This window comes from Mesorhizobium sp. IMUNJ 23232 (genome assembly GCF_044326205.1).
Classification (GTDB): domain Bacteria; phylum Pseudomonadota; class Alphaproteobacteria; order Rhizobiales; family Rhizobiaceae; genus Kumtagia.
This window is the reverse complement of sequence record NZ_JBIRCY010000015.1, coordinates 137,799-146,273: the sequence shown is the minus strand read 5'-3', so window position 1 is coordinate 146,273 and position 8,475 is coordinate 137,799. Positions and strand designations below refer to the sequence as shown.

General features: G+C 63.0%; 11 protein-coding genes and 1 pseudogene. 3 read left to right on the top strand and 9 right to left on the bottom strand.

Annotation, left to right across the window (positions count from 1 at the left end):
- Positions 1-220 (top strand): hypothetical protein (locus tag ACH196_RS13845; protein ID WP_396647481.1); only part of this gene is annotated, 220 nt, incomplete at its 5' end.
- A 98-nt stretch (positions 221-318) separates the two neighbouring features.
- Here ACH196_RS13845 and ACH196_RS13840 read toward each other — a convergent pair.
- Positions 319-1,434: an aldo/keto reductase gene (locus ACH196_RS13840; RefSeq protein ID WP_396647480.1), complete on the bottom strand. Its 1,116-nt coding sequence runs from the start codon at positions 1,432-1,434 to the stop codon at positions 319-321.
- Positions 1,435-1,557: 123 nt separating this feature from the next.
- Positions 1,558-2,040, bottom strand: coding sequence for a molybdopterin cofactor-binding domain-containing protein (locus ACH196_RS13835; RefSeq protein WP_396647479.1), 483 nt, complete (start codon positions 2,038-2,040; stop codon positions 1,558-1,560).
- Positions 2,041-2,045: 5 nt separating this feature from the next.
- Here ACH196_RS13835 and ACH196_RS13830 point away from each other — a divergent pair.
- Positions 2,046-2,864 (top strand): annotated as a pseudogene (locus ACH196_RS13830) (LysR family transcriptional regulator); the annotation flags it as partial.
- A gap of 61 nt (positions 2,865-2,925) precedes the next feature.
- Here ACH196_RS13830 and ACH196_RS13825 read toward each other — a convergent pair.
- On the bottom strand, positions 2,926-3,237 hold the full coding sequence (locus ACH196_RS13825; protein WP_396647487.1) for a c-type cytochrome: 312 nt from the start codon (positions 3,235-3,237) through the stop codon (positions 2,926-2,928).
- Between the two features lie 307 nt (positions 3,238-3,544).
- On the opposite strand from ACH196_RS13825, the gene ACH196_RS13820 reads away from it, so the two are divergent.
- Positions 3,545-4,129 (top strand): intradiol ring-cleavage dioxygenase, encoded by a 585-nt coding sequence (locus ACH196_RS13820; protein ID WP_396647478.1) that lies wholly within the window; start codon positions 3,545-3,547, stop codon positions 4,127-4,129.
- A 730-nt stretch (positions 4,130-4,859) separates the two neighbouring features.
- Here ACH196_RS13820 and soxA read toward each other — a convergent pair.
- Genes soxA through ACH196_RS13790 form a run of 6 tightly spaced genes read right to left on the bottom strand, consistent with a single transcriptional unit; the run spans position 4,860 to position 8,450 of the window.
- Positions 4,860-5,609, bottom strand: coding sequence for a sulfur oxidation c-type cytochrome SoxA (gene soxA / locus ACH196_RS13815; RefSeq protein WP_396647477.1), 750 nt, complete (start codon positions 5,607-5,609; stop codon positions 4,860-4,862).
- Positions 5,610-5,635: 26 nt separating this feature from the next.
- Positions 5,636-5,956, bottom strand: coding sequence for a thiosulfate oxidation carrier complex protein SoxZ (gene soxZ, locus ACH196_RS13810; protein WP_396647476.1), 321 nt, complete (start codon positions 5,954-5,956; stop codon positions 5,636-5,638).
- On the bottom strand, positions 5,956-6,441 hold the full coding sequence (locus ACH196_RS13805; protein ID WP_396647475.1) for a SoxY-related AACIE arm protein: 486 nt from the start codon (positions 6,439-6,441) through the stop codon (positions 5,956-5,958). The genes soxZ and ACH196_RS13805 overlap by 1 nt, the downstream gene beginning before the upstream one ends.
- Positions 6,442-6,443: 2 nt before the next feature.
- Complete coding sequence (gene soxX / locus ACH196_RS13800; protein WP_396647474.1) at positions 6,444-6,887, bottom strand: sulfur oxidation c-type cytochrome SoxX; 444 nt, start codon at positions 6,885-6,887, stop codon at positions 6,444-6,446.
- Between the two features lie 5 nt (positions 6,888-6,892).
- On the bottom strand, positions 6,893-8,149 hold the full coding sequence (locus ACH196_RS13795; RefSeq protein ID WP_396647473.1) for an FCSD flavin-binding domain-containing protein: 1,257 nt from the start codon (positions 8,147-8,149) through the stop codon (positions 6,893-6,895).
- Positions 8,136-8,450, bottom strand: a complete 315-nt coding sequence (locus ACH196_RS13790) for a c-type cytochrome (protein ID WP_396647472.1) — start codon at positions 8,448-8,450, stop codon at positions 8,136-8,138. The genes ACH196_RS13795 and ACH196_RS13790 overlap by 14 nt, the downstream gene beginning before the upstream one ends.
- Positions 8,451-8,475 lie beyond the last annotated feature (25 nt).

Sequence of the window (8,475 nt, the reverse complement as noted above, 5' to 3'; positions counted from 1 at the left end):
CGCGCACGATACGCTCCCGCAAATCCGACGAAATCGGCTTTCCCATGGCAACTACCTCCTGCCGCCATGGAATCAGACTTTTAATACCTGCGAAACCCGCGATCCATGGAATCAGACTTTTAATACCTGCGAAACCCGCGATTCTCTCTTCTCGCCCGTCGCTCTAGACACGCCCAAGCTCGCGTTTCGCCGTCTATCTCAGCTGCTTTCACATCCGTAGGGATAATTAGGGTCGGTGCCATGGGCTCGCCGAACTGCGGTGATTGTTATCCTCCGACAGGTAGAACCCGCCGGAGGATCGTTGGTCGATGCAGAATGTCAGGCGGCGCGAGCCCGTATCTGCGACTGCGCACGGCGAATTGTTCCGTCATAGGCCTTGTCAGGATACCACGGCATCTTCCCGATATCGGCGAAGCCCGGAATAGTTTCCATATGTCTGATCATCCGCTGCCGCATGGCTTGGTCCGGCAGCGGTCCGCGAAGCGCGCCGATGTTCTCCCTTGCATGTTCCGGGTTCGACGTCGAAGGCAAGGCGCAGGTGATGATCGGATTGGAGATGACCCATTTGAGGAAGAACTGCGACCAATTCTCCGCACCGAATTCGCCGGCAAAGTCCGGCAGCGTGTGTCCGTCGACTATCTTGTGCAGCCGCGCCTTTTCGAGGGGCATATTGACGAGCACGCCAACGCTTTTGTCTGCAGCTGCAGGCAGAACACGGTTCTCGGCTCCCCGGTTGAAAATCGAGTAGTTGACCTGGACAAAATCGACGACGCCGCGCTCGATCCAGGACGCCAATGCGTCATGATATAGATTGTCGTGATAGGTTACGCCGACGTAGCGGATGTGCCCCTCCTTCTTCCACGCGCGCAGGATCGGTACGATCGCATCTACATTGGTGAGGCTGTGGCAATGCATGATGTCGATTTGCTCGCGCCACAGGCGACCTTTGGATTGTTCGAGACTGCGAAGCGCATGGCTTTCATCGCCAGCAAATTCGCCAGTCGACCAGATTTTGTTCGACAAGAGCACCTGCTGGCTGATGCCGAGTTCGCTGGTGAATGCCCCGACGCTGTACTCGGCCGTTCCGTAAAGCGGTGAAGTGTCGATCATGCGGGCGCCGCCGTCCCAATAGGTACGGACGACCTCCTTGAGTTCATCGCGAGGCGCGCCCGGTATCCGGTCGAATGTGAGGAACGTTCCCAGCCCGATGGCTGGAACGGTGTCGCCTGAGGCAGGTAACGTGCGCACTATCATAGGATCTGGCGCTGCGCTCGCGGCACCGGCACTGCCTGCTGCCGCTTCCTGTGCATTTGCAGCCTGGCCCGTCACCAGGGAGCCTCCGGCAAGGGCGCCGGCCGCAAGCCCCTGGCCCATCGCTTTCATCAGATCGCGTCGGCTTACGTCAACATTGATATTCGCTTCTGGTTCAGACATGTAAAACTCCTTAGGGGCAGGTACCTGCAGCGTGCGATCACGCGGCAGCGGCAATCCGGGAACCGTCAATTCTGCGGACGAACGGCATAAAGCCAGCCGCTTCACTTGATGTGTCCGACTTAGCTATTGCGAGAGAGCCTGCTTCACGCGGTCCGGCGTGAACGGCATATGACGGAGACGTTTGCCCGTCAGTGACCACACCGCGTTCGCCACCGCCGCCCCTGTCATAGGGACGCCGATTTCGCCAGTGCCTGAAGGGGCGGCACCAGATTCGATGATCTGGACGCGGATTTCCGGAACGTCGTTGATACGCATGATGTTGTAGTCATAGAAGTTGTTCTGTTGAACTTCGCCGGAGACGATCTCCACGCGCTCTTTCAGCGCACCCGATAGGCCGAAGATGATGCCGCCCTCGACTTGCGCCTCGAGGTTCTTCGGCTGGATGGCGAAGCCAGGATCCACGGCCGCCCAGAATCTGTGTACCCGAACTTCGTCCGTGTCCTGATCCACAGAGACTTCGGCGACACCCGCTCCGAGCGTCGTCTTGTAACCCGCAAAGGAAAGACCATGTGCCCGGCCCTCTTCCGGTTTGCCATAGTTCGACATGGCAAGCCCTTAGCCAAGCCATGCGCAATCTCGAGGAACGCATCGGCATGCGGCTCCTCAATCGTACGACTCGAAGCGTTGCACCTACGGAGGCTGGTGAGCAGTTGCTGCGCGATCTCTTGCCTGCGCTGAGTGACATTGCGCTTGCCATGGATCGCCTGAACGGCTTTCGCGACAGCCCGTTCGGTACGATCAGGATAAACGCGCCGGGTCCGGCAGCCGACCATATTCTGGCGCCGCTCGTTTTCGACTTCATGGAAACCTATTCAGACGTCGATGTCGAAGTCATCAGCGACGCCGCTACGATAGATATCGTAGAGCAAGGCTTCGACGCGGGCGTGCGGTTTGGGGAGCAGTTGGCACAGGATATGATCGCCGTCCCACTCGGTCCCAAGCTGCGTTACACCATCGTCTGTTCGCCGGATTATGTTGGCCGGGTGGGAGCACCCGAGACGCCGCACGATATTGTCAGACATTCCTGCATTCGCCATCGGTTCCCTGGCGGATCAATTTCCACGTGGCTTTTCAGCAAGGAGGGCGAGACGCTCGAGATTGTCCCGAAGGGAAGATTGACCTTAAGCGCATCCAGTCAGGAGACCAAGGCGGCCATCGCCGGCATGGGTCTCGCGCACGTCTTCGACGACTACACGCGAGATCACATTGAACAAGGCACGCTTATAGAGGTCCTAAGGGATTGGAGCCCAGTGCTTCCGAGCCGGTATCTCTACTATCCTACCCGACGTCACACTCCAGCGTCGATGCAGGCATTCCTGCGCTTCCTCGCACGTTACAAATGGACGAGGCCTACGACAGGCGAAGCATAATATTGGTCGCTGGGCAAAGTTTTTGCCTATCTTGTGGCCGGGGACAGGGTCTGAAGATAAGCTACGATATTTGCCCGGTCGGTGGATTGGGGACGCGGACAGTCATACGCGTGCCCTTTGCGAGGGACCCTGGGTTGGCGATGAATGTGTCGAGACTTTCCGCAGTCCACACGAGGTCGAGCTCGCGCAAAGCCGCCGAATAGTCCGCACCTTCTACGGAAGCCGCCTGTCGGCCGAAAATGCCGTGCAGATGTGGCCCTGTACGCTTCTGGTTTTCGTCGATGGAGTGACATGCAGAGCACCGAGCGCGGAACAAACGCTCGCCTACGGCCGGGTCGACACTCTGCGCAGAAGTAGCGGTACACCAGCCCACGATCAAAAAGCCGAGAGAGCTCAACAGTCGGAGCGAAGCATGGAGTCACCGTCGATTGGTAATCATCATTCGTAGCCTCGATGGTAGCTTGCGCTGGCTAGACAACAATCGCTGCTGTTCAGAACAACCTGTGAAGGTCAAGTGATCAATTGCTCAGCTTCGCCGACATCCAAGACGGCACACAATTAAGCTCCGGTGAACAAGCTATTGACCAACAAGATCCTACCCAGCGAACCAGGGAGGTTTATCCTTAGCTCCTAAAGGCGGACCGCTCAGGCCGTCTCATCGATCAGGATAAGGATTCACCATGGTGCCGACCCGCCGTTCCCTATTGTCCGCATTTCTCACGGTGCCGATCCTGCACCAATTGACAATCCGTAAGGCTCTGGCGCAATCGGCGTCGCTGGAGCTGACGCCAGCCTGCGGCGATGACGACGACCTCACGCTCGCGCGAGAAGCGGGGGCCTTCTACAAGCCCAACGCGCCGCTCCGCCACGAACTTTTCAATGATGCTCCGGCTGGCGAGAGCATCACGCTTGCAGGCCTCGTTCTCGATCCAGATTGCCAGCCGATCGCAAACAGTCTGGTCGAGATCTGGCACGCCGACGAAACCGGTAAATATGATACAAGCGGATTCAATCTGCGCGGCCATCAGTTCACCGACGAAAACGGTCGCTGGTGGTTCAGCACGATCGTTCCCGCGCTTTATCCCGGCCGGACGCGTCACTATCATCTTCGTGTGCAGCGCCCAGGCGGCACAGTCCTCACGACCCAACTTTTCTTTCCAAACGAACCTCGGAATGAAGGGGACTATCTCTATTCCGACGACCTTCTGCTTGAAGTCAGCGATTCAGCCGATGGCAAGTTTGGAAGGTTTGATTTTGTGGTCTGAATTAACTTGGTGGTCAGCATGATGGAGCGCGCGGGATAACCACCGATCGGGAATGCTGCGACTGGATCACCGGTGGCGCCTTGTGTTGCGAACGGCCGAGCCGTTCTTGTTGGTCGGCAGCCGCCGCTTGGCGATCGAGATAGCGCCGAGGCAAACGCGGCGGCTACAAAACACAGCGGCTACAAGGTCAATGGAGTTCATGTGCGTGAACCACAGTACGGATTCGACGCGGTCAAGTTCGCCACGCTCGGATGATTGACTTGTTCAAGGCGCCTCTTCAAGAAGCGCCAGCCGTATCGGAACGTGCTGATGCGTGGCATCTACTACGATCGCCGGCCGTGAGTTTTCGCTCGGCTACGCTAAGCACGGAAGCCGTCTTCTGGGGATCCACGAGCCCAGGTCCTCCGCCTCCCCTCAACATGAAATCGGCAACCGAGGCAGCGACGAGGTTCGTCCCCACCGTGGCTGCGCTCACCAGAAACTGCATCGGAACATCGCTGACCGCCGACAAGCGATCCGACACGTAACGCGGACTCTCCGAACCGGACAAACGACGCATTTCTGAGCTCCATCTATTGAGGGCACCCCGAGCAGGAAACGGCGCCGGCTGATGCTGAACCATAGTCCGAGCTTGTCGCAGAGGTTTGCCAGCCCCTGCCGAAGTTGTATCGGTCTGTCGCAGGAGCAGCCGTCGCGAACCGGATGGACGCGACATTGCAACCGGTTCCGCTTATGGCCGCACAGCTGGCGTCTCGACGAGCAGGCCGCGCGCTCGGTCCATGAGGTAGAGCTCCAGGTCGATGAGCTCGGGCGCACCGAAGGCGAAGGGCTCGGCCCTCACCCCGATCATGCAGTTGCGCAGCCGCCGCTGCAGCGAGCCGACCGCCTGCCACTCCAGCCGGTAGAGCGGATAGCCGTTCGGATGCGCCTGCGGGATGACGGCGCCACCCAGCCGCTTGCCCCAGTTGGCGTCGTGGCAGGCGGCGCAGGCGAGGTCGAGCTGGCCGATGCGGCTCTCGAACAGGCGCCGGCCACTGTCGCGGAACGGCGCGAGCCGCAGGTCGGCCGCAGGCGTCACCGGCATGCCGCGCGACTGGTGCGCGACATAGGTGGTGAGCGCCAGCAGCTCATCCGATTCCGGCGCCAACGGTTCGGCCTGCTGCCTCGAGGCGCGGCAGGAATAGATGCGCCCGGCAAGGTCGATCGGCCGCCCCGTCGCCTCGTCATAGGCCGGGTAGCGGGCGGCGACGCCGCGCATCGACTGGGCCGCATCGCCATGGCAGCCCGCGCAGGCGGTATTCGCCTTGCCCTCCGGCTGTTGCCAAAGCTGCTCGCCCTGCAGCACCCAAAGCATGCCGGGATTTGCCATATCGTCAGCCTGCAGCGCCTGCGTCTCCTCTGTCATGAAGTCGAAGCCGGAGCGCTTTTCGCCATCCTCGATGCCGGCGGCGACCATGACGCAAGCGAAAAGGGCGGCCATGCCGGCAAGGCCCCAAAGGGCGCGCATCAGCTCACGGTGATGTCCGCCGAGGCGGTCTGCGTCTCGCCGGCATCGTCCGTCCAGGCGAAGGTGATCGTACCGCTCGTCGTGGCAACGAGCGTGAAGGCGATGAAGGGATTGGCCGACACCGCCGGGAAGAGATCGGCCGAAAACACCTCCTCGCCGTCATAGGTGCAGACGAAACGGCGGATGATGTCGCGCGGGATGTTGGCGCCGTTCGGCCCCATGCGGTAGCCGGTCTCCATCGGATGCGCGATCATCGCCTTGATCTCGACGATCTCGTCGCGCCTGGCCGTCTTCGGCACGTTGACCAGCGCACGCGCCACTACGAAAGGTCCTCGATGCAGGCGGCCAGCGTGACGATGGCGCTCGCCCGGCTCGACCAGAAGCTGCCGTCGCTCATCTCGGCGACGGCGACGACCACCTGCGAGGTGGCGAGCCGGATGCGCGTCGAGACCTCGGCGCGGCCGCAGCGCGGCCCGAGATGGAAGACGACGACATTCGCCTCGGGATTCTTCTCGTTGAAGACGCCGACGCGGCGCACGTGGTCGCCCGCCGTCATCGGGCTTTCTACGGCGATGGTGATGCCGACGGCGTTGCCGTTCTCGACCAGCGGTGGCAGGTCCAGCCGGACGCGGCCGTCCAGCACCTCGGCTCCGCCGGTGAAGGTTTTGCTCGCTTCCCCGAGGCTCGGCCGGGCCAGCGCCCGCCACGGCAGGCCGACCACGACGAGGCCGGCAAGGCCGCCCGCGATCACCTGCCGCCGTCGAACCGGGAACGCGAGATGTTGATTTCGACGCGGTTCGTCCATGCCTAGCCCTTCAGCGTCGCCAGATAGGCGACGATATCCTCGATGTCGGCGCCCGCCAGGATCGGCTTGCCGCGCCAGCCTGCGGCGATGCGCCGATCTTCCTCATCCACGATCCGGTAGTAGGACGGCATGATCGTGTTCGGCATGAGCCGCCTCATGTCGGTGACGCGCAGGCGAATCTGGCCTTCCGAAAGCCGCGCGCCGACGCCGGTGAGGTCGGGCGCCAGCGTGCCGTGCAGATGCGGGTCGGGGAACGGGCCGGCGTGGCAGAGCGTGCACAGGCTGCGGTGCCGATCCGACATCAGCACCGCGCCGCGCGTCGCATCGCCCCTTCCGCCGGTGAGCGGGTTAAGAATCGCATCGCCAGTCACGACGTAGGATATCGCCTCCTCGCCAGCACAGGGCGAGGCCGCAAGCGCCGTTGCTGCCAGGACAAAACCCGCCATCCTCCTCATCCGAACACTTCGCTGGTGATCGTGCGAAACCAATCCTCCGCATAGGCCGCCTCGAGCTCGCGTACGCCCCTGGCCGCGTCGAGCGGGCTGACGCCGCCGGCGCCTTCGACCTCCGCCAGCAACCCGTCGCGCGGCTGGTAGACGCCAGCGATCGAGATACCGTAGTCGGGCGCCACCAGGCTGTAGCAGGTGTTGATGAGTTTCGGCTGCGCCGGCTCCTGCTCCCTGAGCAGGGCGACGACCGCCGCCGCGCAGGTTTTCGCCTGCGCGTTGGCGCTGAAGGCGGACTTCGGCATCGCCCCGCCGATCGCCGCGTCGCCAATGACATGGATGCCGGGCCGCAGGCGTGACTCGAAGGTGACGGGATCGATCGGGCACCAGCCCGTCCGGTCGGCGACGCCGGCTGCCTGCGCGATCGCGCCTGCCCGTTGCGGCGGGATAATGTTGGCGACGTCGGCCTTGTGGCTGCCGAACTCGGTCGTCAGCGTCTTCGTTGCCGGATCGACCTCCGTCACACGGCCGCCGGCCGACAGCGCCACCCATTCGATCAGGCCCGGATAAAGCTCCTGCCACGCCGTCTCGAACGGCCGCTGCTTGGAGAAGGCGTCCTTGGCGTCGAGGATGATCAGTTTCGAACGCGGCTTGCTGGTCTTGAGGTAATGCGCGATCAGGCTCGCCCGCTCGTAAGGACCGGGCGGGCAGCGGAACGGATTGGCCGGCGCCGAGATGACGACTGTCCCGCCGTCGGGCATCGCCGCGAGCTGGTCGCGCAGGAGCAGCGTCTGCGGTCCGGCCTTCCAGGCATGCGGCATGATTTCGGCCGCTGCCGCGTCGTAACCCGGCAGTGCCTCGAAATTGACATCGATACCGGGCGCCAGCACCAGCCGGGCGTAATCGATGTCGGTGCCGTCATCCAGCCGCACGCGCCGGCGCTCGGCATCCACGGCCACCGCCCGCTCGCGGATGAGCGAAATACCCTCGAAGGCATCATAGCCGAACGTCTGTGCCTCGATGCCGCGCAATCCGGCCAGCACGGCGTTGCTGAAGGGGCAAGCGATGTAGTTCGTCTCCGGCTTAACCAGCGTGACGGCGAGATCGCGGTCCAGCCGCGCCAGCACGCGGGCGCAGCTCGCGCCGGCGAAGCCGCCGCCGATCACGACGACACGGGGCTGCGCCTGTGCGCGAACATGCGGCGCGGCGAGCATGGCGACGCTCGCCGCCGCACCGCCGAGCAGAACTCTACGGCTGGGCATTGCTGTCTGCCTCCGGCTTGGCGAGCCATTCGGCGATGGCGCGCGCCTCTTCCTCGGAAAACCCCTTGGCGATGCGGCCCATCACCGTCGCCGGGCGCTCGCCGCTGCGGAACGCCTGCATGGCGGTGACGATGTCGGCCGCGGCTTGTCCCTGCAGCGAGGGGATGGCTGAGCCAAGTGCGGCCGGCCCGTGGCAGCCGCTGCAGGCCGCCGCGCCGGGCGGCGCCTCTGCCCGCACGGGTGTATCAGCGCCGGCGGGCGTGGCCGCCGCCAGCGCCGCAAACAGGACAGGCGCGGACAATAGCCCGCGCCCATCCCTCATCCTG